This window comes from Prevotella sp. KH2C16 (assembly GCF_900113305.1).
Taxonomy (GTDB): Bacteria; Bacteroidota; Bacteroidia; order Bacteroidales; family Bacteroidaceae; genus Prevotella.
The window spans coordinates 75,005-98,070 of the sequence record NZ_FOOW01000006.1 but is presented as its reverse complement, the minus strand read 5'-3'; the positions used below and the strand labels follow the sequence as shown (position 1 = coordinate 98,070).

Below are 23,066 nucleotides of genomic sequence, written 5' to 3'. Positions count from 1 at the left end.
GAATAAAATCCGGGGTTGCGGAAATTCACCATCACGATGATAATAATAGTCATTAAAAGAACAAGGCGACCTGATTTCACAATCCAGTCATTTACCTTTGGTAAAAGTTTTTTTGATATACTCTAAAATTATAATATATATAAACAATAGTTCCCTTTCAGTTGACGCCTATTTGTCAGATTTCTCCTTCCCATTGTCATCTTGTCCCGCCAGGGGTAAGTATACTTTCATTTGTCATATATCCTTTAGTCAGTAGTGAGCAGATCTTATTTACGAGGGCAAAAATAGGAATTAATTTTGCGGCCGGCTTGCAAAATACGGACAATATTTTGTGAATAGTTGACAATCTGCTCTCTGGTTTTTGTAATATTCGGCCACAAAAACACTAAAACAGTATGATAACCAAGCAGTTGAGAAGTCAAAATGCTTTATAGACTAAAACTCCCGTTCACGGAGTTTTGAATGTTTTTTCGTATTTTTTCTTGAAAAAGAAGTGCCATGTTTAATTTATTTTCTTATCTTTGTAAACAACAACGCTTTGTACAGGTAATATATATAACTCTGTCTTAAAGCATATTGATTTGCGAAAGAGCCTATGGAAATACGAATGAGGCACCCCAAACTGCTGTGCAGCCTGCTCTGCGTATTCCTTGCGCTTTATGCTGCGGGGTGCGCGGATAAGAAAGACGCCCCGGGTCCTTCGGAGTCGGAGCGCCTCGAGGCTGACAGTATCGTCATGGCCTGTAACGACACCGTGCGACTGCAGGAGATGCTCAGGGGCTATCAGCGGGAGGGAAACATTCTCTATCAGGAGGCCACCCTGCGCCAGTTGGGGAAGCTGTATCGCGAGGCGAGCAACTTCTCCCGTTCCATACGCTATCACAACCAGGAGCTGCAACTGGCAGAGAAGGCCCGCGACACCGTGGAAGCCATCCTTGCCTTGAACGGCATCGGCACCTCCTTCCGGCGCATGGGCATCCTCGACGAGGCCTCCGCCTATCACATCAAGGCACTCAACCTGTCGATGGAATACAGCGACCAGGCCTCGCAGATCATGCACAAGTATCGCGTGGTATCCCTCAACGGGCTGGGCAATGTGTATCTCACGGCGGGCAACCTGGAGTCGGCCGACAGCGTTTTCCGCCTCTCGCTGGAGGGTGAGCGGTTGCTTGGAAGTTCGCTCGGCCAGGCCATCAACTATGCCAACATCGGCGCTATCAAGGAGACGAGGGGACAGACCGACTCGGCGTGGTACTACTATCGCAAGTCGCTGGAATACAATACGCTGGCCGGATCGAAGCTGGGAGTGTCGCTCAACCATAACGCCTTCGGTCAGCTTTACGAGAAGGACTGGGAGCTGGAGAAGGCAATCCGGGAGTACAGGCAGGCATATGCCATCATGGAGAACGACCCCGACAAGTGGCACTGGCTGGAGTCGTGCATCGCCCTCGGGCGCGTCTATCTGAGTAAAGGCGACCTCGCCACGGCCGGCCGCTATCTGGACAGGGCCGACAGCGTGGCCGAGCAGATTCATTCCAACGAGCACCTGCATGCCGTGCACGAGCTCTACGGAAAGCTCTACGACAGTCAGGGCAACTACAAGAGAGCCTTCGAGGAGCAGCGTCTGGCTCATCTTTATAAGGACAGCGTGGTGAATGTTGCCAACCTGAATCGTATCCAGAACCTCCGCATCAGCTTCGAGCGGAGCAAGAAGCAGCAGGAAATCAAGCTTGCCACGGCCTCCATCAAGGCTCGGAGTAAGGTGAAGGACATCGTGCTGGCAGCTTTCATCGTCATCCTCGTGCTGCTGGTGGCCGTCATCCTTCAGCTCTGGTATCTCTTGAGGGTACGCCGGCAGAAGACGCGGGTTGTTCATCAGATGAGCGAAGTCCGCGAACGCTTCTTCACGAACATAACCCACGAGTTCCGGACGCCGCTTACCGTGATTCTGGGCGAGGGCGAGCAGTTGGCCGTTGGGCAGACAACCGACCTCGGCGCGATACATAAGGCCGGAGAAATGATTGTGAGGCAGGGGCGCTCATTACTGACGCTAGTCAACCAGTTGCTTGACATCAGCAAGGTGAAGTCAGAGGTCGGGGAGGCCGATTGGCATACGGGCAACGCCGTGCCATACCTCCATATGATTATAGAGGAGAACCTCCAGCTCGCCCGGGCCAAGAATATATCGATGCTCTTTCTGCCTAATGAAAATGATGTGAAGATGGATATTGTGCCCGATTACCTGGAAAAGATCATGCGCAACCTGATTTCCAACGCCGTGAAGTTCACCAGTCCGCGGGGCAGCATCATCGTCTCGTGCAAGAAACAGGGGCCTGACTTCCAAATCGAGGTGGCCGACGACGGCATCGGCATGTCCGAGGAGGTGAAGGGGCGTGTGTTCGAACCCTTCTTCGAGGCCGACACCGAGAGCACGCACATCGGCACCGGCGTTGGCCTCTCGCTGGTCTACCAGCTCGTGAAGGCCATGAAGGGAACCATCCGGGTGGAGAGCGAGCCCGGCAAGGGGTCGACCTTCACCGTCCTCCTGCCTCGCAGGCACGGCACGGGAAGCTGGAAGCCGTTGGAGGAACAGCCGTCGGTACGGCCGCCCCTGACCGTCGGGACGGAAGAGCCCGACTATCCCGAGGACAGGGAGAAGGGAGGCGACCGCCCGATACAGATTCTCGTCGTGGAGGACAACGCCGATGTGGCGCACTATATAGGGGAGTTGATTCCCGGGGAGTACAGCGTGGCCTATGCCGCCAACGGCGAGGAGGGGTTGCGGAAGGCCGCCGACCTGCTGCCCGACCTCATCCTCACCGACCTCATGATGCCGGGTGTCGACGGACTGGAGCTGTGCCGCCGCATCCGCGCCAACGAGTCAACGAACACCATTCCCATCATTATCATCACGGCAAAGACCACTCAGGGCGACCTCGAGGAGGGCCTGAAGGCGGGCGCGAATGCCTATATCTTCAAGCCGTTCAGTGCCAACGAGTTGCTTCTGCGCATCGATGCCATCTTCAACGAGCGGCGCATGCTGCAGGAGAAGTTCCTCCTCGCCTCGCATGAACTGAGCGAGGTGAAGCCCGACATATCGAGGGAAGACATCGACTTCATATCTCGCTTCACGAACATAATCTACGACCAGATGCGCACCTGCGTGATAGACCTGGAGGAACTGGCGCAGAAACTCTTCATGAGCCAGCGCACCCTGCGCCGCAAGATAGTAGACCTGACGGGCGAGACGCTGAACGACTATGTCATGAAGATACGCATAGACTACGCCCGGCAGCAGCTCAAGCGCCGGCCGGAATTCTCCATCAACGAGGTCGCCATGTGCTGCGGTTTCACCGACCAGGCCTATTTCAGCCGCATCTTCAAGCAAGTCGTGGGCATCACGCCCAATCAATACCGCAAGAATGTGTAACCGGCAAGGATAGGAAGAAGGTCTTTCCCGTCGTCGCCTCATAAATGACAATCCTCCCCTGAACCAAGCGTTCAGGGGAGGATTGCGTGTCTCAATGTCTTTTCTTAGCTCAGGAACCCCAACAGGGCACCGGCTGCCACGGCCGACCCGATGACTCCCGCCACATTCGGACCCATGGCATGCATGAGCAGAAAGTTGTGGCGGTCGTACTGAAGACCGAGGTTGTTGGAGATGCGCGCTGCCATCGGCACGGCACTCACGCCGGCATTACCGATGAGGGGGTTCATCTTCTTGCCCTTGGCGAGGAACAGGTTCATGAACTTCACGAAGAGCACGCCACTGCAAGTGGCGATGATGAAGGCCAGCGCTCCCAGCAGGAATATCTTGATGGTGTCGACGGTGAGGAACTCGGAGGCCTGCGTGGAGCAGCCTACGGTGAGCCCCAGCAGGATGACGACGATGTCGTTGAGTGCCGAGCCGGCCGTCTTGGCCAGCCGTGTGGTCTTGCCGCTCTCCTTCAGCAGGTTGCCCAGGAAGAGCATGCCGAGCAGCGGCAGTCCGGAGGGCACGATGAAGGTGGTGAGCAGCAGGCCGGCAATGGGGAAGATAATCCTTTCGGTCTGGCTCACCGTACGCGACGGCTTCATCTTGATGACACGCTCTTTCTTCGTGGTGAGGAGGCGCATCAGGGGCGGCTGGATTACCGGTACGAGAGCCATGTAGGAGTAGGCGCACACGGCGATGGCTCCCATGAGGTTGGGGCTCAGCTTCGACGAGAGGAATATGGCGGTAGGTCCGTCGGCGCCGCCGATGATGGCGATGCCGGCGGCCTGGTTCGGTTCAAACCCTAAGAGCAGGGCTATCATGTAGGCTCCGAAGATTCCGAACTGGGCTGCGGCTCCTATCAGGATCAGCTTCGGGTTGCTGATCAGGGCCGAGAAGTCGGTCATGGCTCCGATGCCGAGGAACACGAGCGGCGGATACCAGCCCTGCCGCACGCCCTGATAGAAGATGTTCAGCACGGAGTTGTCCTCATACAGTCCGATCTCCAGTCCCGCGTCGGCCCGGAAGGGAATGTTGCCCAGGATGATGCCGAGCCCTATCGGCACGAGGAGCAGCGGTTCGAAGTCGTGCCGGATGGCCAGCCAGATGAAGAGGCCGCCCACCAATATCATGATGAGATTTCCCACCGTGGCGTTGGCGAAGCCCGTGTAAGTGAGGAAGTCGTTGAAGTTGTTTGCTATTAAATCCCAGAAACCCATAGGCGGAGAATTGTTTTTTAGGTTGAATGACTTTATCCGATGGTTACGAGCACATTGCCTTCCATCACGGCTTCGCCCTCTGCGACGGGGATGGAAGTTATCACGCCGTCGGCCTCAGCCTCGATGTTGTTCTGCATCTTCATGGCCTCGAGCACCACGACGGTGTCGCCCCGCTTTACCGTCTGACCCATTCTGACCTTGACGGCGGTTATCGTGCCGGGGAGCGGGGCCAGCACCGGGGTGCCAGATATGGGGGCGTTCTGTCGTGCGCCGGTGTCCCGCTTCATGTCCACCAGTCCGTCGTTGGCATGGTTCTCGACGGGTTTCGGAGCTGCGATGACCACGGTTTTCTTCACGGGCCTTACCGGAGTCTGCAGCTCCACCTCGAAGTCTGCTCCGTTCACGCTCACCCGGGCAATGCTACCCTCTATCTCCTTGATGTCTACCTCGTAGTCGACACCCTGAACTCTATACTGATATTTCATAGTCGGAAATCGTTTGTTTCTGTCTTGTTTACTATCCTATGTTGCTCCATCTGGTGTGTTTAGGCTTGATGGTGATAATGTTGCTCTCCATGTCGTGGGCCTTTTCGAGGTATTCGTGCAGCGCCATGGAGATTACGGCGATGTACACCTCCTTGTCGATACCGGCCGTCTGGGGGCCTTCCTTCAGGATGACAGTGGTCTTGTGGGCGGTCTGCGCCACCTTCTCGCCCGCCTTGAGCAGCGACATGAGGTGCGGATGGCTGCGCGTGGCCTCGCTGATGCGGTGTCGGTGCTCCATGTAGGAGCCTGACAGTCGGAACACGAGGTAGAGCAGGGAGAGACAGGCGAAGACGATGCCCATGGAGAGCAGCGAGAGCGCAAGCCCGTGCGGGTCGTCGCGCTTCCACTTAGCCACCTTGCTTTCGGTAACCTGAATGAAGTTCTCCGTGTCCGGCGTTACGGCATCCGGTGCTTTGACCACCCACTTCCGTGCGCCGTCGTTATAGCGGGCGTAGGTCGTGTTGGGGGCGAGGGGCGGCACGGATACCGAGTCGATGAGGTCGGTGCCGTTGGCATCATAGAGAGCCAGCCAGAGCGGCGGCTTCACGGGAGCCGAAAGGTGGCTGCTGCCCTTGGCGGGATGGGAGGCAAGGTAGAGCACGAGATGCTGCCGTGCCTTCAGGGTGGTCTCCTCCCCATTGTCAGGGATGACGCTCATGAGCCTGATGCGCTGCGGTGCGGTCAGGTGCTTGTCGAGCACTTTTCGGTTGGTGGTGATGAACATTCCCCTCACATCATAGGTAGAGTAGGAGGTGTTCACGAGTTCCATCCAAGGCAGGTGCTGGTCATATTCGTCCACGATGCTCTGCGTGTTGGAGGTCATCACCTCGTTGATCCTGATGTTGTAGGCTCCTTGCCCCGCCGAGGACAGGACTCCCAGGAGAAGCAGACAACCGCTAAAAATCGTTTTCCTCATATAGCAGACAGATTTTCTTCGTGTGTGGCATGGAGGCGGAACATGCCTCCTAACCTGCCTCAAAGATAGTAAAAAGAAACCAGAAAACAAACAGATTTTGCACAAATATACGCTATTTGTGCTTTTTTTGCCCTTCCCGGCCTGTACAGACGGCGGTCTGTCCGGCTGTTGCGGGCGGCTGCCGGGTGTTTTGCCCGATACGAGAGGATCGGCGGGGAGCCATCGGCAAAAATGTTACAAGCGGCGTGTAATCGTGTTACACGCCGCTTGTAATCTCCTTACACGCCGTTTGTAATCCTGCCGCTGACGGCAAAAGCGTTCTCCCGAGGCGGCGACGGGGCAGCAGGGCAGCTGCTCCTTAGTCCTCCATCAGCTTGCGATAGCGGGTCTTCTTGATTTCCTCGTTGCCGAGGCGGCGCGCCTTGTTGATCTCATATTCCGAGTAGTCGCCCTCGAAATAGACCACTTCGCCGTTGCCCTCGAAGGCCAGGATGTGGGTGCAGATGCGGTCGAGGAACCAGCGGTCGTGGCTGATGACGACGGCGCAGCCCGCAAAGCTCTCCAGTCCTTCCTCCAGCGCGCGGAGCGTGTTGACATCAATGTCGTTGGTGGGTTCGTCGAGCAGCAGCACATTTCCCTCCTGTTTCAGCGCCAAAGCCAGTTGCAGGCGGTTGCGCTCGCCGCCGGAGAGCACGCCGCAGAGCTTGTTCTGGTCGGTTCCGCTGAAGTTGAAGCGCGAGAGATAGGCGCGCGAGTTCACATCGCGGCTGCCCATGCGGAAGGTCTCGTTGCCCTGCGACACCACCTCGTAGACGCTCTTCCGCGGGTCGATGTCCTTGTGCTGCTGGTCCACATACGCCAGTTTCACCGTTTCGCCCACCTCGAAGGTGCCGCCGTCGGGCTGCTCCAGTCCCATGATGAGGCGGAAGAGGGTAGTCTTGCCGGCGCCGTTGGGGCCTATCACGCCCACGATTCCGTTGGGAGGGAGGCTGAAGTTGAGGTCGCTGAAGAGTACTTTTTCGCCGAAGGCCTTGCTCACATGCTGCGCCTCGATGACCTTGTTGCCCAGTCGGGGGCCGTTGGGGATGAAGATTTCGAGCTTCTCGTCGCGCTCCTTCTGCTCCTCGTTGAGCATCTGCTCATAGGAGTTCAGGCGCGCCTTGCCCTTGGCCTGTCGTGCCTTGGGTGCCATGCGCACCCATTCCAGCTCGCGCTCGAGGGTCTTGCGACGCTTGGAGACGGTCTTCTCCTCCTGCTCCATGCGGCGGGTCTTCTGCTCCAGCCACGAGGAGTAGTTGCCCTTCCAGGGAATGCCCTCGCCCCGGTCGAGCTCGAGAATCCACTCGCTCACATCGTCGAGGAAGTAGCGGTCGTGGGTAACGGCGATTACCGTGCCCTCATACTGCTGCAGGTGTTGCTCCAGCCAGTCGATGCTTTCGGCGTCGAGGTGATTGGTGGGCTCGTCGAGGAGCAGCACATCGGGCTTCTGCAAGAGGAGTTTGCAGAGAGCCACGCGCCTCCGCTCACCTCCCGAGAGGTTCTTCACGGGCCACTCGGGGGGCGGACAGCGCAGGGCGGCCATGGCTCGCTCGAGCTTGGAGTCCATGTTCCAGGCGTCCGTGGAGTCGATGATGTCCTGCACTTCGGCCTGTCGCTTCATGAGCTGCTCCATCTTGTCGGGGTCGCCGTAGTATTCCTCCATGCCGAACTTGGCGTTGATGTCGTCGTATTCCTTCAGCGCGTCGTACACCTTGCGCACGCCTTCCCGCACATTCTCCATCACCGTCTTTTCATCGTCGAGCGGCGGATCCTGCGGCAGGTAGCCCACGGAGTAGCCCGGGCTCCATACCACCTCGCCCTGCGTGGGCTGTTCCAGGCCGGCTATAATCTTCATCAGCGTGGACTTTCCCGCGCCGTTGAGGCCGATGATGCCTATCTTCGCTCCGTAGAAAAACGAGAGATAGATGTTCTTCAGAATCTGTTTCTGGTTCTGTGGGATGGTCTTCGACACGCCCACCATGGAGAAGATGATCTTCTTGTCTTCTGTTGTTGCCATATTGTTGATTGTGGATTTTCCTTTCGGAAGTTTGTGCAAATATAGCTAAAAAAGTTCAATAGGCCAACAAAAGACCGTGATTTCTCCCGCACGGAGCAGAAGGAGAGACCTCGGCGGACTGTGGGGCGTGGTCAGAAGAGGCGGGGCTCCTTGTCGAGGAAGCTCTCCTGACGCAGGGGGCGTATGAGGTCGGTGGGCTTGATGTGCCCTGTCATGAGGGGCGACTCGGGGTCGTGGAGCGCATAGTTGGCCATGGCGAGTCGCGGGTCGGAGTTGGCATAGCAGTATCGGCAGCCGTTGATACAGGTGTTGTAGTCGCCCAGTCCCCGACTCTCCATGCATCGGCAGCCCGGTCGGTTGCCCTTTTGGGGCATGTTCCTGAACCTCAGATCCAGGGCGTGCTCGAATATCTCGCGGGTCATACAGCCGCTCTTTAGGATGCCGTATGGCGTATAGTCAGCTATGGTTCCACAGGTCTGGATGGTGAGATGGTTCTTCCGGGCGATTTCGCCGAATGCCCGTGCGAGGCGTATCTTGTCCGATTCGCTGATCGGGAGCAAGTCGGGCATGTTGGCAGCGAGCTTCTTATACCATACCACGAACGAGAAGAGCACCCTGTCGACATAGGGCGCCAGTTGCCCGGCCATTCTCGCGAAGATCTCTATATGTCGCTCCACGGTGTAGTGGCGGGTGAGGAGTACGGGGTCGTATCTCCACACGATCCGCTCTCTTCCCACCTGTCGGGCGAGCTCCTTCAGCGTCTCGATGCTCTCGTCGATAGTCGGTACGCGCGGCTCCACATCCTTCCCGTAGGCTGTGATGGTGTAGTGGAAGTGGCAGTTGAACCTGTCGGTAATCTCGTGCAGCCGCGGCAGGATGGGACGGTAGTTTTTCGAACAGAACTCCACTACATCGATGGTGGCCGGGTCGAGCCTGATGGAGCTCACCACATCGGGGTTGAAGGGGTTGCGGGAATAGACGAATCCCTCGCGGAACCTGCGCAGCAGCCATTCCGAGAAGTAGTTCACCGTGTCGGTCCTTCCGCCTGTATTCAGTATCATGGGGCGTCGTTCGGGGATTTTCTACTTATTCTTGTCAAATCTCCGGCGGTCTTCCATGATGTCTTTATAGTTCTCGAGCGACCAGTCCACCAGTGAGTCCACGAGCGGGATGAGCGTGTGGGCGCGTTCCGTGAGGGTGTATTCCACGCGTGGGGGCACCTCCGGATAAGCCTTGCGACTTACCAGCCCGTCGGCTTCAAGCGAGCGCAGGGTCGTGGAGAGCATGCGCTGCGAGATGTCGGGAATGGCCTTGGCAAGCTCGCTGAAGCGCATGCCATCCGCCTTCTTGTCGAGGGTTATCAGAATCAGGAGTGCCCATTTCCCGGCTATCCGTGCGAGGATGTTGCGCACGGGACACTCCGGAAAGATGGGGTCGGTGATGAAATTTGATGCAGTATCTGTCATATGTTCTTTGTCTTTATGGTTCGTGAATCAGTGTGTTCACACCTTCTGCAAAGGTAATGATAATTCTTGGAAACGGCAAATGAGGTGTTTTGAAAAACAAGAGACGACTGCCGATTTTCTCGGAAGCCGTCTCCTGTGATTCTTTTAGCCGTTAAGAGATTGACAAAATCGCCGATTTTGTATGACATTCTCGCCGATTTTGTTCTACAATCTCGCCGATTTTATCGGCCTGTTTGCCGTTGGCGTGCCGTCCGACTACCACTTCACCTCTTCCTGAAGGATGTCGCCGTCGGAGGCATCCTCGGCCGTGAAGCTGTTGCCGCGATACTGCACGCAGAGCATCACGAGGGGTTCGGTGCCGTTGTTGCGTACTGCGCGCTTGCCTTCAGGCGAGACGCGTATCACCGTTCCCTCCTTTACGGGAATGTTCCGGCCGTCTACCTGATACTCGCCCGTACCGCTCAGGAAGAAGTAGAGTTCCTCGTGGTGCTTGTGGGTGTGGTAGAAGCCGCCCTCTTGACCGGGCTCGAAGATCTGAAACGAGAACTCCGCGCCGGTCGCGCCGACGGCCTGGCCGCCGAACGCCTTGCCCTTTAGCTCTACGCCGGGCCCCAGCGGTAGCACAAAGCCGCCAAGTTCACTCAACTTTCCGAAATCTACTGCCTTGAATTCCTTGCCTTCCGCAAGGGTCTTGATCTCTTTCATCATTCTAATGTTTTTGGTTGTCAATGTTTACGGATGCAAAGGTAGGCAGAAAAAACGGCTTGTGCAAGAGGGTACTTTTGCGTAAGCTACTTACATGGATGTAGGAATTGCGCGTTCACGCTCCTTGCCGCAGAAAGGCTTAACACAGATTAACCTGCGTTGTCTTCAGGGTCTCCGTGGTCGAAGTGGGAAACTGATTGGTCTCCGTCAATGAACCTGCGGGTGATGTCGCCGTAGCTATCTATGCGGCGGTCGCGCAGGAACGGCCACCATCGGCGCACCTGTTCGCCGTGATCGAGGTCGATCTCCACGACGAGGCTCTCTTCTTCGGTCTCGGAGGCACGATAGTGCAGCTCGCCCTGCGGGCCGGCCACGAAACTGCTTCCCCAGAACCGGATGCCCGGTTCCTCGGGTGAATAAGGTTTTTCCTCACCGCTCACGGTCTCGAAGCCCACGCGGTTTACGGCCATCACGGGCAGTCCGTTGGCCACGGCATGGCCGCGCATTACGGTGGTCCATGCCTCCCGCTGCCGCTGCTGCTCCTCCGGGGTGTCGTGGCTGTCGTAGCCGATGGCGGTGGGGTAGATGAGCAGCTGGGCTCCCTGCATCGCCATCAGGCGCGCTGCCTCGGGGTACCATTGGTCCCAGCAGACGAGCACGCCGAGCCGTCCCACCGATGTGTCGATGGGGTGGAAGCCGAGGTCGCCGGGCGTGAAGTAGAACTTCTCGTAATAGGCTGGGTCGTCGGGGATGTGCATCTTGCGGTATTTGCCGGCGATAGAGCCGTCTCGTTCCATCACGACGGCGGTGTTATGATACAGCCCCGGGGCGCGTTTCTCGAAAAGCGAGGTAACGATGACCACCCCGAGCGACTTTGCCAGCTCGCCGTAGAAATGGGTGGAGGGACCCGGAATGGGCTCTGCCTGGTCGAAATACTCTACTCGTTCCTCCTGGCAGAAGTAGAGTCCGTTGTGCAGTTCCTGCAATACGATGAGCTGTGCCCCGCGCCGTGCGAGGTCGGTGATGCCCTCGGCGAGGCGGCGCATGTTGTCCTCCTGTGAGGCGGTGTTGTGCTGCTGTAGCAGTCCGATGCGTAGTATGTTCATGTTGTTTTCGGTTTTATCGGGGATATTGCATGGTGATGCAGTGTATGCTTCCATGCTGTCGGATGATGACGCGGGCGTCGATGCCGATGATTTCACGGTCGGGAAAGGCCTGTCGGATGGTCTCGCAGGCAGTCTCGTCGTTGTCGGGCTGGTCGTAGGTAGGCACGATGACGGCTCCGTTAAGTATCAGGAAGTTGGCATAAGTGGCAGGCAGTCGCTCGCCGTTGAAGACGATGGGCTCCGGCATGGGCAGCGGCAGCAGGCGATAGGGCTTGCCATCCGGGGTGCGCAGGGTCGTGAGTTGCTCTTCGAGAGCCTTGAAGTCGGCATACTGCGGGTCGCCCTCGTCAAGGCATCTCACATATAATAAGGTGTCGTGGGGAGCCGTGCGCACGATGGTGTCGATATGCCCGTCGGTGTCGTCGCCGATGAGGGTGCCGTGGTCGAGCCACACGATGCGGTCGGCACGGAGGCTCTCCTTGAGGCGGCTCTCTATCTGCGCTTGTGTGAGCGGCTGATTGCGGTGCGATGCCAGGAGGCATTGCGAGGTGGTGAAGACGGTACCCCTGCCGTCGCTCTCTATCGATCCGCCCTCGAGCACGAAGTCGCCGTGGTCTTCATAGTTCCCCTGCACGATGCCTGTGGCATGTAGCCGACGGTTGATGGCGTTGTCCTTTTCCCATGCGAACTTCTCTCCCCAGCCGTTGAACCGGAAGTCGAGCAGGATGCGCTCGTCGCCGTCCTTCAGCGTGAGGAAGGCATGGTCGCGTGCCCAAGTGTCGTTGGTGTCGCACTCGAAGTAGCGGATGTTCCTTAGTGAGGCGGCATCCAGAGTCGTTCGGAGCAAGGTTTCAACCTCCCCGGGGTGCGGGGCGACGATGAGCAGGGGCTCGCGGGCAGCGATGGCGGCAGCCAGAAGGACATAGGTGTGCGTGATTTCATTGAGATACGGCAGCCAGTCGGTGCCGGCATGAGGCCATGTCAGCTGCACTCCGTGTTGCGGAGCCCACTCCGCGGGCAGGTAAGGACGCTCTTTTTTCATCAGCGGGAATATTTTAGGCAAAGATAATGAATAATATCTATAACTTTAAATAATTATTTGTATTTTTGCAGAAAGAAGCGTAAACAGTACGATGCTTGAACTGAAAGATGTATATTTGGAGCACGGCGGAAGAGTGATTCTCGACCATGTGAACCTTGCGCTGGCCGACGGCGAGAATCTCTGCGTCGTCGGGGCGGCGGGGAGCGGCAAGACCAGCGTGCTCCTTGCGCTGCAGGGACTGCTGCCGATAAAGGGGGGATTCCTCACCCTTGACGGCGAGCGTTACAGCCGTCTCTCGGCCCCTTACTTCCGCCGATGGATGGCCTTTGTGCCCGACGCGCCGCAACTGCCTTATGAGAAGGTGAGCGATCTGTTGGAAGAACTGTTCAGTCTGGCCGTAAACCGTGATGTAGAAGTGAGCAAGGAGGCCGTTATCCGGGAGTTCTCGCTCCTTGGATTGGCTCCGGATGTCTACAATATGCCCCTCCGGAACCTTGACGCGGAGACCCTTCAGGGCGTGATGCTCGCCGCCGAGGGCATCCTGAAACGGCGCATCCTGCTTATCGACAACCTGCGCTCCACTCGCTGGATGGACTCTATCGCCGCGCTCAACAGTCATCAGGTGTCGGCCGTGATAACGACCTGCGATGAACAGGTGGCCGCAAACTTTGATAAAATCATCAGACTATGACCATATTTAGATTTATCTTGGGGCTGGCACTTATCGTCCTCCCGCTCTACATACTCTATGCCTTTCAGGTGAAAATCCTACGGAAAGTGCTTGTGGGTGCGGGCAAGATGGCGGCCTATTTGCTATTGACGGGGCTCTGTCTCTACTTCGTCATGGAGTGGAACAGCCTCTTCCTGAACCTCCTTTGCTTCTTGCTCATGACCCTTGCGGCCTCGGGGATGACCGTGCGGCGTGCACGGCTGCTGGGCGGAAAGTATGTGGTGCCGGTCGCCGTGGGCGTCATCGTGAGCGTTCTTGTCATCGGACTCTACTTCCTCTTCTTTGTGATGGGATTGCAGAATCCCTTTGATGCCCGCTATTTCGTGCCCGTCCTGGGGATAATGACGGGAGGAATGATTGAGACGAATGCCAAGGCCCTTTCGACCTATTACGCCGGACTCGAGCACCACAACCAGCTCTACTATTACCTCGTGGGCAACGGAGCCACCCACGACGAGGCCGTGAAGCATTTCTTCCGCCGTGCCCTTGAACGGGCGGCACTGCCTTGGATTCACCAGATGGGCTACATGGTGGTGGGTGTGTCGCCAGTCATCCTCTGGGTGATGCTTTTCATGGGGAGTAGCGTTCTCGAGGCTCTGGCCTATCAGATGCTCATCATGATCCTGATGTTTGCCGCCTCGCTGAGTTCTTTGCTCATCACCCTTTATGCCGCACGCAAGTATTCTTTCGACGAATACGATAACCTGAAGCCCGGGAAATGAGGTCGTGGCATTCATTCTTCCTGCTCCTGACGGTGCTTTTCTGCGTGAGTTGTACCGGCGGAAGACCGCATAAGCCGCTGATAGGCGGTATCAAGAGATCGATGGCTGACCGTGAGGAGGTGTGGAATCAGGATTCCGAGGAAGATTCTCTGGCCCCGACCGACGGCGGCATTGAGGTTCCCGCTCCGCTGAATGACCGGCCGGAACAACTACTCCGGCGCACGGGCTACACCGCTTCCTATAACAGGAATCTGCGCATCGTGAACTGGGTAGCTTGGCATCTGACGGCCGACCATACCAGCGGACCGCACAAGCGTAAGGGCATTGCCTATACGGAAGACACCGAGGTGCCCGCTCCCCGCGCCACGACCTTCGACTATCAGCAGTCAGGCTATGACCGAGGACACATGTGCCCGTCGGGTGATAACAAGTGGAGTCGTGAAGCCCAACAGGACTGTTTCCTGCTCTCCAACATGTGTCCGCAGGACCATAACCTCAATGGCGGAGATTGGAACGAGCTCGAAATGGCATGCCGCCGGTGGGCGGAAGAATACGGCGACCTATACATCGTCTGCGGTCCCGTGCTCTACAGACAGCGGCATAAGACCATCGGGCGGAACAAAATCACCGTTCCGGAGGCTTTCTTCAAGGTCATCCTCTGTCTGCAGGGCGAGCCGAAGGCCATCGGATTCATCTATAAGAACAACTCGGGCAACCGCCCGATGGACTCGTATGTGAACTCCATTGACGAGGTGGAGCGCATCACCGGCATCGACTTCTTCCCCTCGCTGCCGGATGATATGGAAGAAAAAGTGGAAAAAGAAGAAAACATAAGCAAATGGAACTAAGAACATTGAAGATGATAGTGCTCGCTGCGGGCATCATGCTGCTTGCAGCTTGTGGACAATCGCAAAAGCCCCAGGCCGCCATCGGCCGGATGGCGGGGCTGTATGAGTCGCCCGCCGAACCGGCTCAGGCCATGCGCCCAAGGCTGAAGACCGTTACTAAATTCGAACTCCCGGTTCCGCTCAAAGACCGCCCGGAGCAGATTCTCACGCGTATGGGCTACACGGTTTCCTACAACAGGGAGACTAAGACGCCCAACTGGGTGGCCTGGCACCTCACCCGACAGCATACCTACGGCCGTGCGCAGCGGTCGCAGGAGATGTTTACCGAAGACGAGAGCGTGGATGCACCGCGTGCCACCGACCAGGATTACTACAACTCCCGATACGATCGGGGCCACATGTGCCCGGCCGGGGACAACAAGTGGGACGAGAACGCTCTGCGCCAGAGCTTCCTCTTCACCAACATCTGTCCGCAGAACCATAACCTGAACCGTTATGAATGGAACGACATAGAGATACTCTGCCGGTCGTGGGCGCGTGAGTATGGCTCCGTGGATGTGGTGTGCGGTCCGGTCTTCAGCGGTGAGCGGAAGACCATAGGGCGCAACAAGGTGCGCGTGCCCGACGCTTTCTTCAAGGTGGTGCTCTGCCGCAACAGCGGTGCCAAGGCCATCGGATTCGTATATCAGAATACCGGCAAGAAGCAGAATGTATACGACTGTATCCGCACCGTGGACGAGATAGAGCGGCTCACGGGCATCGACTTCTTCCCGGCTCTCGACGACCGCACGGAGGAAAGGGTAGAGGCTGAGGCTCGTATCAAAAGCTGGAATCCCGCTTATCCCGAACGCTACCACTAAAGACCGCAGTCGGCAGACTGCGGAGGAGTATCTGAACGAAAATCGGGGAATAATTCTTAATTTTCCTTGATTTTCTTTCCCGTTCCGGATAAAATGCTTATCTTTGCATATTAATTCATGTTAGCGTGAAAATAAAAGAAGTGGTTAGTGCCCTTGAACGATTCGCGCCTCTGCCCTTGCAGGAAGACTTTGACAATGCCGGCCTGCAAATCGGATTGACAGATGCGGATGTCTCAGGGGCTTTATTGTGCCTTGATGTTACCGAGGCCGTCGTCGACGAGGCCGTCGGGAAAGGCTGCAACCTCATCGTTTCACATCACCCGCTCATCTTCCACAAGCTCCGCCGCATCACGGGCGAGGACTATGTGCAGCGTGCGGTGATGAAAGCCATCAAGAACAATGTGGCCATCGTCTCCATGCACACCAACATGGACTGTGCCCAGGGAGGCGTCAACCATAAGATGGCTGCCAAGATGGGGCTCCGAGACCTCGGCTTCTTCGGAGCAGAGAAGTCGGTCGACGGCGTGCAGGGAGGCGAGGGAGTCATTGGTATGCTGCCCGAGCCGATGGCAGCCGACGACTTCATCCTGATGCTCAAGCACACCTTCGGCGTGGAGTGCGTGCAGGCCAATGAGCTGCTGCGCCGCCCGATCAGGAAGGTGGCTCTTTGCGGCGGTGCCGGCTCGTTTCTCCTTCCAGAGGCCATAGGACAGGGAGCAGATGCTTTCGTAACGGGCGAAATGCACTATCACGACTACTTCGGCCACGAGCAGGAGATACAGATAGCCGTCATAGGGCACTTCCAGAGCGAGCAGTATACCAGCGAAATATTTCAATCAATCATAGAGGAACGGTGCCCGGGGGTGAGATGTTGTCTCACCGAGATATGCACCAATCCGATAATTTATTTATAGATTATGGCAAAAAAGAATCCTACAGACTTGACAGTAGAAGAGAAGCTGAAGGCTCTCTATCAGTTGCAGACCTATCTCAGCGCCATCGACGAGAAGCGCGCCCTGCGCGGTGAGCTTCCCTTGGAGGTGCAGGATCTTGAGGACGAGCTTGCTGGTTTGAATACCCGCCTCGAGAAAATCAACGCCGAAATAGAAGATTTCCGTGCGGCGGTAGTACAGAAAAAAGGTGAGATAGCCACCGCCGAGGCCAGCATTGCACGGTATAAGGCGCAGCTCGAGGAGGTGAAGAACAACCGCGAATACGACACGCTGAGCAAGGAAATCGAGTTCCAGAGCCTCGAAGTGGAGCTCTGCAACAAGAAGATCAAGGAGGCTGGCGTGAAGGTAGAGGAAAAGCAGAAGGAGCTGGAGGAAGCCCGTGAACTCATAACCGACCGTGAGGCCGCCCTCAGCGAGAAGCGGGCCGAGCTCGACGACATCATGCAGGAGACCCGCGACGAGGAAGAAAAACTCAAGAACAAGGCACGCGACCTGGAAGAGAAGATAGAGCCGGGACTGCTCCGCAGCTTCAAACGCATTCGCAAGGGTGCGCGCAACGGACTCGGACTTACCGTGGTGCAGCGCGGCTCATGCGGCGGATGCTTCAACAAGATTCCGCCCCAGCGACAGCTTGATGTCAAGATGCACAAGAAAATTCTCGTCTGCGAGTATTGCGGCCGCATTCTCATCGACCCCGAACTGGCAGGCATCAAGCCCATGGAGACCGCCGAGGAGAAGCCGAAGCGCAAGCGCGCCGTGCGCAAGACAGCCAAGAAAACTGAGCCCGAAGAGGCAGAGGAGGAAGCATAAGAACTACTTTTTTAACCTGTCGTTATAATTCCTCCTTCAAGGATGGACAAGAAGCCGGAGCGAGAGTTCCGGCTTCTCTGTGTCTTGTCAGTTCCTCTCATTTCCTCTCCTTGCCGTGGGCAGGAGCTCTGGCAGCGGTCGATGATGGTGCCATTGGCCGTTCCCTGCAATCTTACAAGCGGCGTGTAACGCGATTACACACGGCTTGTAACACGATTACACACGGCTTGTAATCCCGAGGTCAGTGGCTGCCGGGTTTTCCGGAAATGGCCTGTTGCGCAGTCTGCGGTTATCGTTTGCCAGCCGTTTCGCATGCCGGAAACCGGCATCTGCCTACTGTTATCTACGCAAATGCCGGTCTCCAGCCGAAAGCCTGGTATCCGGCACACCCTGGAAAAATCTCGCAAATATTTTGTGATTATAAATAAAAAACCGTATATTTGCGAAAAGAGAAAACCCCTCCGAAGAGGGGTTATAGGTCTTTAAACCTTCGGCATATAGCCTTATTGCGATAAGATGTAGAAAATCTTATGGTGCAAATATAGGCATAATATCTGAAACGACAAACTTTTTTCTTGTAAATCTTTAAATAATACGAAATATGAAGAAGCGGATTCTGGGATTGGATACAGGTACGAACAGCCTTGGATGGGCTGTCGTGGATCGTGATGAGGAGAGTGGCGAGTATGCGCTCGTCGATCGGGGAGTGATGATTTTTCAGGAAGGTGTGAAGATAGAGAAGGGCATCGAGTCGTCGAGGGCTTCCGAGCGCACCGCCCACCGAGCCTTGCGCCGGCAGTATTTTCGCCGTCGTCTGCGCAAGATAGAGGTACTGAAGGTACTCGTGGCTCATAATCTCTGTCCTCATCTCTCCGACGAGGAACTGCACGAGTGGCATGTGCACAAGAAGTATCCAAAGAACGACGACTTCATGCTTTGGCAGCGCACGAGCGACAACGAGGACAAGAATCCCTATTATTACCGCCATATCTGCCTGCACAGGCAGCTCAATCTGGATGACATCGGGGAACGGTTCATCCTCGGCCGGGCACTCTATCATCTGGCACAACGGCGCGGATTTCGGAGCAACCGTCTTGAGCAGACCGACGAGAAGGAGACCGGCAAGGTGAAAGAAGCCATCACGGGGCTCTCCGACGAGACGAGGGAGGCAGGATGCGAATATCTGGGCGACTACTTCTTCAAGCTCTATAGCGAGCAGGGCAACCGTGTCAGGCTGCGCAGCCGGTATACCGACCGTGAGGAGCACTACAAGAAGGAGTTCCATGCCATCTGCTGGAAGCAGGGTCTTGACGAGACGCTGACGGCAGAGCTGGAGCGCGCCCTCTATTTCCAGCGGCCGCTGAAGTCGCAGCGGCAGGGCGTGGGGAAATGCACCTTCGAGCCTCGCTGCCCTCGCTGTGCCGACTCTCATCCGGACTTTGAGGAGTTCAGAATGCTGAGTTTCATCAATGCCGTGCGTATCCAAGGACCCTTTGATACGGCTCTGCGCCCGCTCGACGACACGGAGCGTGCCCACATCCTCCCACTCTTTTATCGCAAGAGCAAGCAGAATTTCAATTTTGAAGATATTGCCAAGGCCTTGGCGGGCAAAGGCAATTACCAGCATATTAAAGATGCGGGATACAAGCCCTATAAGTTCAACTTCCGTATGACACAGGGTGTTGCGGGCTGTCCGACCACGGCGCAGCTGAAGGAGGTGTTCGGCGACGACTGGCACCGGGGCATTGCCGAGACCTATACACTCAATACGAGGAAGGACGGGACGCTGAAGACCCCTCGGGAGATGGCCGACGACATATGGAATGTGCTCTATTCGTTTGCCGACAAGGAGCATCTTGTGGCCTTTGCGAAAGACAGACTGCAGCTCGATGACGACAAGGCCGAGCAGTTCTCGAAGATTCGGCTCACGCACAGCTTTGCCTCCTTGAGCCTCAAGGCCATCCGCAAGATACTGCCTTTCCTGCGTGAGGGCATGGTCTATTCGCATGCCGTGGCAATGGCGAACATTCCCTCCATTGTCGGCGAGTATGCATGGGAGCAGAAGAAGAACTTCATCCTTGAGAATGTGAAAGCTTATCTCGACGACAAAGACCTTGCCACAAAGGACTTCTGCATCAAGGGATTCCTGCAGGACAACTTCAGTCTGGAGCCCGGCGCGGCAGAAAAGCTCTACCATCCCTCGATGATTGAGACCTATCAGGATGCTCGAAGAAATGAGGCGGGCGTCTATCAACTGGGCTCGCCGCGCACCTCTTCCGTGCGGAATCCCATGGCCATGCGCTCGCTCCACGAGTTAAGGAAGGTGGTGAACGCATTGCTCAAAGCCGGAACAATCGATGAAAATACCGAGGTACATATCGAGTATGCCCGCGAACTGAACGATTCCAATAAGCGTCAGGCCATCATGCGCTATAACAAAGATCTAGAAAACCGCCGCAAGCGGTATGCTGATGAAATAAAAAAGCTCTATAAGGATGAGACGGGCAAGGACATTGAGCCCACCCAGGCGGAGGTGTTGAAATTCCAGCTTTGGGAAGAACAGGACCACATCTGCCTCTATACGGGAAATCAGATAGGCATAGCCGATTTCATAGGACCCAACCCAAGATTCGACATTGAGCACACCGTGCCGCAGAGTGCGGGTGGAGACAGCACGATGGAGAATCTCACCCTCTGTGAGAGTCGCTTCAATCGTGAGGTGAAGAAGGCCCAACTGCCGTCGGTATTGGCCAATTACGAGGATATCCTCTCTCGCCTTGAGCCTTGGAAGGAAAAGTATGAGGAGCTCTCAAAGCAAATCGACAAGAAGCATACCAACGGCAGTATGGACAAGGCGCAGAAAGATCGCATCATCCAAAAAAGACATTTACTGCAACTGCAGCGTGATTACTGGCGAGGAAAATACGAGCAGTTTACCATGACGGAAGTGCCTGAAGGCTTTGCCCGCAGGCAGGGTGCAGGCATCGGACTTGTGTCGAAATATGCCGGGCTCTATCTGAAATCGCTCTTCCACAAGAAGGGCGACCGCAATAAGAGCAATGTCTATGTGGTGAAGGGAGCGTCTACCGCCGAGTTCCGCCGTATGTGGGGGCTGCAGGGCGAGTATGAGAAGAAGAGCCGCGACAACCATATCCACCATTGCATCGATGCCATTACCATCGCCTGTATCGGCAAGGCGGAGTATGACAAGTCTGCTCATTATTACCGAGAAAAGGAGGCCTATGATGAGGGTAGGGCTAATCGGCCGCACTTTCCGAAGCCCTGGCCTACATTCACGGAAGATGTGCTTGGCATAGAGCAAAGCCTGCTCGTGGCTCACGACACTCCGGACAACATGAAGAAGCATGCACGGAAAATGGTGCGCACGCCTCACGGCAAGTTTCTTGCTACGGGCGACAGCGCTCGCTGCAGTCTGCATCTTGATACTTACTATGGAGCCATCGAGCGGGAGGGTAAGGTTCGCTATGTGGTACGCAAGCCGTTGAGCAGCTTTGCGAGCGAGAAGGACCTTGACCAAATTGTCGACGAGACCGTCAAGCAAATCGTGAGGGAGGCCGTTGCGGGGAAAGAGTTTAAGACAGCTATCGCAGACCCCATCTATATGAATAAGGAGAAAGGTATCCGCATCAATAAGGTGAGGGTGTTTGTGCCTTCGGTAACCAATCCGCTGCATATCCGCAGACAGAGAGATCTTTCTCGGAAAGATTACAAACAAGAATTCCATGTGGCAAACGACCTCAACTATATGTTGGCAATCTATGAAGGTGAGGTGAAGGGAAAGCCGAAGCGCGACTTTGAAATCGTGAACAACTTGGAGGCCGCTGACTATTACAGGCAGAGTATGGACAGGAGAGACTGGCCTGCCATTATTCCAGAAAAGAGTACGAAAAACGGTTTCCCGCTTTATTGCAAGCTAAAGATAGGCACCCATGTCCTGCTTTATGAGAAGACGGCTGCGGAAGTAGACTTCGCGAACTATAAGGATTTAGACAGGCGGCTTTATAGAGTCTCTGGCATGTCGTCTATGACTATATCTGGTAATAAATATGGCGTAATAAATTTGCGATACCATCAAGAAGCAAGGGCATCGAAAGAAATCAAGTCGAAAAACGGGGCATATAAAAATGGCGAGGAACATCGGCCGGCAATTACGATGCTCCATACTCAATTGAAGGCTCTTGTCGAGGGCAAGGATTTCCGTATATCAGAGCTTGGGAAAATCACACCTATTTAATATATGTCCTATGTTGAAACGAAGTGTTGTATTCCAGAATCCCGCCATGCTGTCGTTGAAGGACAGGCAGTTAGTCGTCAAACTGAAGGACTTTCCTGATGAGAAGCGGACGATTCCGATTGAAGATCTGGGCTTTGTAATGATAGACAATGCCCTGGTATCTATCACGATGCCGTTGCTGAACGCCCTGTCGGATAATAATATAGCGGTAGTGTTTTGCAATGAAAAGGGTATGCCCGCCTCCATGTTGCAGAATTTAGACACCAACAATACTCAGGGAGAAGTTCTTCAAAATCAGATAAACGCCACAGAACCCCTTAAGAAAAACTTGTGGAAGCAGGTTGTAGAGGCCAAGATAAGGAATCAAAGCAACCTGCTGATCAAGTATGGTAAGAACGGAGAGCAGTTGAAACCCTATTATAAGAATGTGGCCTCTGGTGATTCCAATAACAATGAGGGTATCGCAGCACGAATTTACTTTCAGGAGTTGTTTGGGAAGAACTTTGTTCGCAATCGCGACCTGCCGGGAGTCAATGCCTTGCTCAATTATGGATATACGGTGTTGCGGGCTGCTACGGCAAGGGCTATCATGAGTTCGGGACTCTTTCCAGCGTTAGGAATCTTCCACCATAACAGGAGTAATGCCTTCCCGCTGGCCGACGACATGATGGAGCCCTATCGGCCTTTTGTTGACGAAATCGTATTTCAGCTCCTTAAGGACGGCAAAGAAAATCTGGATAAAGAGACCAAGGGACGGCTTATCCGTGTAATGTATAGCGACACTTGGTTTCCTAAAACTATGCGACCTCTTGACATCGGCCTGTCGATGACGATGGCATCACTGGCTAAATGTTTGGCGAAAGAACAAAAAAGTTTAAGCCTTCCTGCGTTGAAATGAGTGAAGACCGGTTGAATAGTTATCATATTATGTGGTTGTTTGTCATGTTCGATTTACCGACGGTAACTAAAAAAGACAAGCATATATCGGCCAAATTCCGTAAGGAATTGGAGAAAGACGGCTTTGTCATGCATCAGTTTAGTGTCTATATACGCTATTGCGGTTCTTTAGAGAGTGCGCATGTGCACATAAAAAGAGTGAAATCGCTTACTCCTTCACGCGGCATGGTGAGTATTTTAACAATAACAGACAAGCAATACTCAAATATTATAAATATATGGGGCGAAATTAAAGCAAAAAAAGAGCCGCAGCCGATGCAGCTCGAATTTTTTTAGTATATTTGCAGAAGGAAGCATCAAAAACAGCCGCTTCATATTGAAAGAATCCTGCCTAATCAGTTGATATGCAGAAGAATAGGAGATATATGTTGCGGTTTGATGTAGAAAGAAGATATATAGCAAC

At 55.2% G+C, this 23,066-nt stretch carries 19 protein-coding genes; 10 read left to right on the top strand and 9 right to left on the bottom strand.

What is annotated here, in order from left to right; translation table 11 throughout:
- Positions 1-595 precede the first annotated feature (595 nt).
- A complete protein-coding gene (locus BM114_RS06100) occupies positions 596-3,430 on the top strand; it encodes an ATP-binding protein (RefSeq protein ID WP_092111462.1) in 2,835 nt (944 codons plus the stop codon).
- A 104-nt stretch (positions 3,431-3,534) separates the two neighbouring features.
- Here the strand turns inward: BM114_RS06100 and BM114_RS06095 are convergent, their stop codons facing one another.
- From BM114_RS06095 to BM114_RS06055, 9 genes are all read right to left on the bottom strand, one after another.
- A complete protein-coding gene (locus BM114_RS06095; protein ID WP_092111460.1) occupies positions 3,535-4,692 on the bottom strand; it encodes a sodium ion-translocating decarboxylase subunit beta in 1,158 nt (385 codons plus the stop codon).
- Between the two features lie 32 nt (positions 4,693-4,724).
- Complete coding sequence (locus BM114_RS06090) at positions 4,725-5,177, bottom strand: biotin/lipoyl-containing protein (RefSeq protein WP_092111458.1); 453 nt, start codon at positions 5,175-5,177, stop codon at positions 4,725-4,727.
- A 31-nt stretch (positions 5,178-5,208) separates the two neighbouring features.
- The gene (locus BM114_RS06085) at positions 5,209-6,153 is read right to left on the bottom strand and encodes an OadG family protein (RefSeq protein WP_092111456.1); all 945 of its coding nucleotides are present in this window, start codon (positions 6,151-6,153) and stop codon (positions 5,209-5,211) included.
- 358 nt (positions 6,154-6,511) lie between these two features.
- Complete coding sequence (ettA, locus tag BM114_RS06080) at positions 6,512-8,209, bottom strand: energy-dependent translational throttle protein EttA (RefSeq protein ID WP_092111580.1); 1,698 nt, start codon at positions 8,207-8,209, stop codon at positions 6,512-6,514.
- 131 nt (positions 8,210-8,340) lie between these two features.
- On the bottom strand, positions 8,341-9,270 hold the full coding sequence (locus BM114_RS06075) for a DUF1848 domain-containing protein (protein WP_092111454.1): 930 nt from the start codon (positions 9,268-9,270) through the stop codon (positions 8,341-8,343).
- Between the two features lie 21 nt (positions 9,271-9,291).
- Positions 9,292-9,675 (bottom strand): winged helix-turn-helix transcriptional regulator, encoded by a 384-nt coding sequence (locus BM114_RS06070; protein ID WP_092111452.1) that lies wholly within the window; start codon positions 9,673-9,675, stop codon positions 9,292-9,294.
- Between the two features lie 255 nt (positions 9,676-9,930).
- Complete coding sequence (locus tag BM114_RS06065; RefSeq protein WP_092111578.1) at positions 9,931-10,380, bottom strand: cupin domain-containing protein; 450 nt, start codon at positions 10,378-10,380, stop codon at positions 9,931-9,933.
- A 149-nt stretch (positions 10,381-10,529) separates the two neighbouring features.
- Positions 10,530-11,486 carry a carbon-nitrogen hydrolase gene (locus tag BM114_RS06060; protein ID WP_092111450.1) on the bottom strand — a complete coding sequence of 319 codons (957 nt, stop codon included), beginning with the start codon at positions 11,484-11,486 and terminating at the stop codon, positions 10,530-10,532.
- A gap of 13 nt (positions 11,487-11,499) precedes the next feature.
- On the bottom strand, positions 11,500-12,528 hold the full coding sequence (locus BM114_RS06055) for an agmatine deiminase family protein (protein WP_092111448.1): 1,029 nt from the start codon (positions 12,526-12,528) through the stop codon (positions 11,500-11,502).
- 91 nt (positions 12,529-12,619) lie between these two features.
- Between BM114_RS06055 and BM114_RS06050 the strand changes: the two genes are divergently transcribed.
- The 9 genes from BM114_RS06050 (at position 12,620) to cas2 (ending at position 22,939) form a co-directional block, all read left to right on the top strand.
- Positions 12,620-13,219: an ATP-binding cassette domain-containing protein gene (locus BM114_RS06050; protein ID WP_092111440.1), complete on the top strand. Its 600-nt coding sequence runs from the start codon at positions 12,620-12,622 to the stop codon at positions 13,217-13,219.
- The gene (locus tag BM114_RS06045) at positions 13,216-13,980 is read left to right on the top strand and encodes an ABC transporter permease (RefSeq protein ID WP_092111438.1); all 765 of its coding nucleotides are present in this window, start codon (positions 13,216-13,218) and stop codon (positions 13,978-13,980) included. Before BM114_RS06050 ends, BM114_RS06045 begins: the two co-directional genes overlap by 4 nt.
- Positions 13,977-14,828: a DNA/RNA non-specific endonuclease gene (locus BM114_RS06040; protein WP_092111437.1), complete on the top strand. Its 852-nt coding sequence runs from the start codon at positions 13,977-13,979 to the stop codon at positions 14,826-14,828. Before BM114_RS06045 ends, BM114_RS06040 begins: the two co-directional genes overlap by 4 nt.
- Positions 14,819-15,688, top strand: a complete 870-nt coding sequence (locus BM114_RS06035) for a DNA/RNA non-specific endonuclease (RefSeq protein WP_092111435.1) — start codon at positions 14,819-14,821, stop codon at positions 15,686-15,688. Before BM114_RS06040 ends, BM114_RS06035 begins: the two co-directional genes overlap by 10 nt.
- A gap of 125 nt (positions 15,689-15,813) precedes the next feature.
- Positions 15,814-16,602 (top strand): Nif3-like dinuclear metal center hexameric protein, encoded by a 789-nt coding sequence (locus BM114_RS06030; protein ID WP_092111433.1) that lies wholly within the window; start codon positions 15,814-15,816, stop codon positions 16,600-16,602.
- A 3-nt stretch (positions 16,603-16,605) separates the two neighbouring features.
- Entirely contained in the window at positions 16,606-17,451 is an 846-nt protein-coding gene (locus BM114_RS06025; protein WP_092111431.1) for a zinc ribbon domain-containing protein, read from the top strand.
- Between the two features lie 601 nt (positions 17,452-18,052).
- Complete coding sequence (cas9, locus tag BM114_RS06020; protein WP_092111429.1) at positions 18,053-21,706, top strand: type II CRISPR RNA-guided endonuclease Cas9; 3,654 nt, start codon at positions 18,053-18,055, stop codon at positions 21,704-21,706.
- Positions 21,707-21,716: 10 nt separating this feature from the next.
- Positions 21,717-22,604 (top strand): type II CRISPR-associated endonuclease Cas1, encoded by an 888-nt coding sequence (gene cas1, locus BM114_RS06015; protein WP_092111427.1) that lies wholly within the window; start codon positions 21,717-21,719, stop codon positions 22,602-22,604.
- On the top strand, positions 22,601-22,939 hold the full coding sequence (gene cas2 / locus BM114_RS06010) for a CRISPR-associated endonuclease Cas2 (protein ID WP_092111425.1): 339 nt from the start codon (positions 22,601-22,603) through the stop codon (positions 22,937-22,939). Before cas1 ends, cas2 begins: the two co-directional genes overlap by 4 nt.
- Positions 22,940-23,066 lie beyond the last annotated feature (127 nt).

What these genes read in the sequence shown, in the direction of transcription:
- BM114_RS06100 (WP_092111462.1), top strand. Translation starts at nt 596, where the DNA reads ATGGAAATACGAATGAGGCACCCCAAACTGCTGTGCAGCCTGCTCTGC.
- BM114_RS06095 (WP_092111460.1), bottom strand. Translation starts at nt 4,692, where the DNA reads ATGGGTTTCTGGGATTTAATAGCAAACAACTTCAACGACTTCCTCACT.
- BM114_RS06090 (WP_092111458.1), bottom strand. Translation starts at nt 5,177, where the DNA reads ATGAAATATCAGTATAGAGTTCAGGGTGTCGACTACGAGGTAGACATC.
- BM114_RS06085 (WP_092111456.1), bottom strand. Translation starts at nt 6,153, where the DNA reads ATGAGGAAAACGATTTTTAGCGGTTGTCTGCTTCTCCTGGGAGTCCTG.
- ettA (WP_092111580.1), bottom strand. Translation starts at nt 8,209, where the DNA reads ATGGCAACAACAGAAGACAAGAAGATCATCTTCTCCATGGTGGGCGTG.
- BM114_RS06075 (WP_092111454.1), bottom strand. Translation starts at nt 9,270, where the DNA reads ATGATACTGAATACAGGCGGAAGGACCGACACGGTGAACTACTTCTCG.
- BM114_RS06070 (WP_092111452.1), bottom strand. Translation starts at nt 9,675, where the DNA reads ATGACAGATACTGCATCAAATTTCATCACCGACCCCATCTTTCCGGAG.
- BM114_RS06065 (WP_092111578.1), bottom strand. Translation starts at nt 10,380, where the DNA reads ATGAAAGAGATCAAGACCCTTGCGGAAGGCAAGGAATTCAAGGCAGTA.
- BM114_RS06060 (WP_092111450.1), bottom strand. Translation starts at nt 11,486, where the DNA reads ATGAACATACTACGCATCGGACTGCTACAGCAGCACAACACCGCCTCA.
- BM114_RS06055 (WP_092111448.1), bottom strand. Translation starts at nt 12,528, where the DNA reads ATGAAAAAAGAGCGTCCTTACCTGCCCGCGGAGTGGGCTCCGCAACAC.
- BM114_RS06050 (WP_092111440.1), top strand. Translation starts at nt 12,620, where the DNA reads ATGCTTGAACTGAAAGATGTATATTTGGAGCACGGCGGAAGAGTGATT.
- BM114_RS06045 (WP_092111438.1), top strand. Translation starts at nt 13,216, where the DNA reads ATGACCATATTTAGATTTATCTTGGGGCTGGCACTTATCGTCCTCCCG.
- BM114_RS06040 (WP_092111437.1), top strand. Translation starts at nt 13,977, where the DNA reads ATGAGGTCGTGGCATTCATTCTTCCTGCTCCTGACGGTGCTTTTCTGC.
- BM114_RS06035 (WP_092111435.1), top strand. Translation starts at nt 14,819, where the DNA reads ATGGAACTAAGAACATTGAAGATGATAGTGCTCGCTGCGGGCATCATG.
- BM114_RS06025 (WP_092111431.1), top strand. Translation starts at nt 16,606, where the DNA reads ATGGCAAAAAAGAATCCTACAGACTTGACAGTAGAAGAGAAGCTGAAG.
- cas9 (WP_092111429.1), top strand. Translation starts at nt 18,053, where the DNA reads ATGAAGAAGCGGATTCTGGGATTGGATACAGGTACGAACAGCCTTGGA.
- cas1 (WP_092111427.1), top strand. Translation starts at nt 21,717, where the DNA reads ATGTTGAAACGAAGTGTTGTATTCCAGAATCCCGCCATGCTGTCGTTG.
- cas2 (WP_092111425.1), top strand. Translation starts at nt 22,601, where the DNA reads ATGAGTGAAGACCGGTTGAATAGTTATCATATTATGTGGTTGTTTGTC.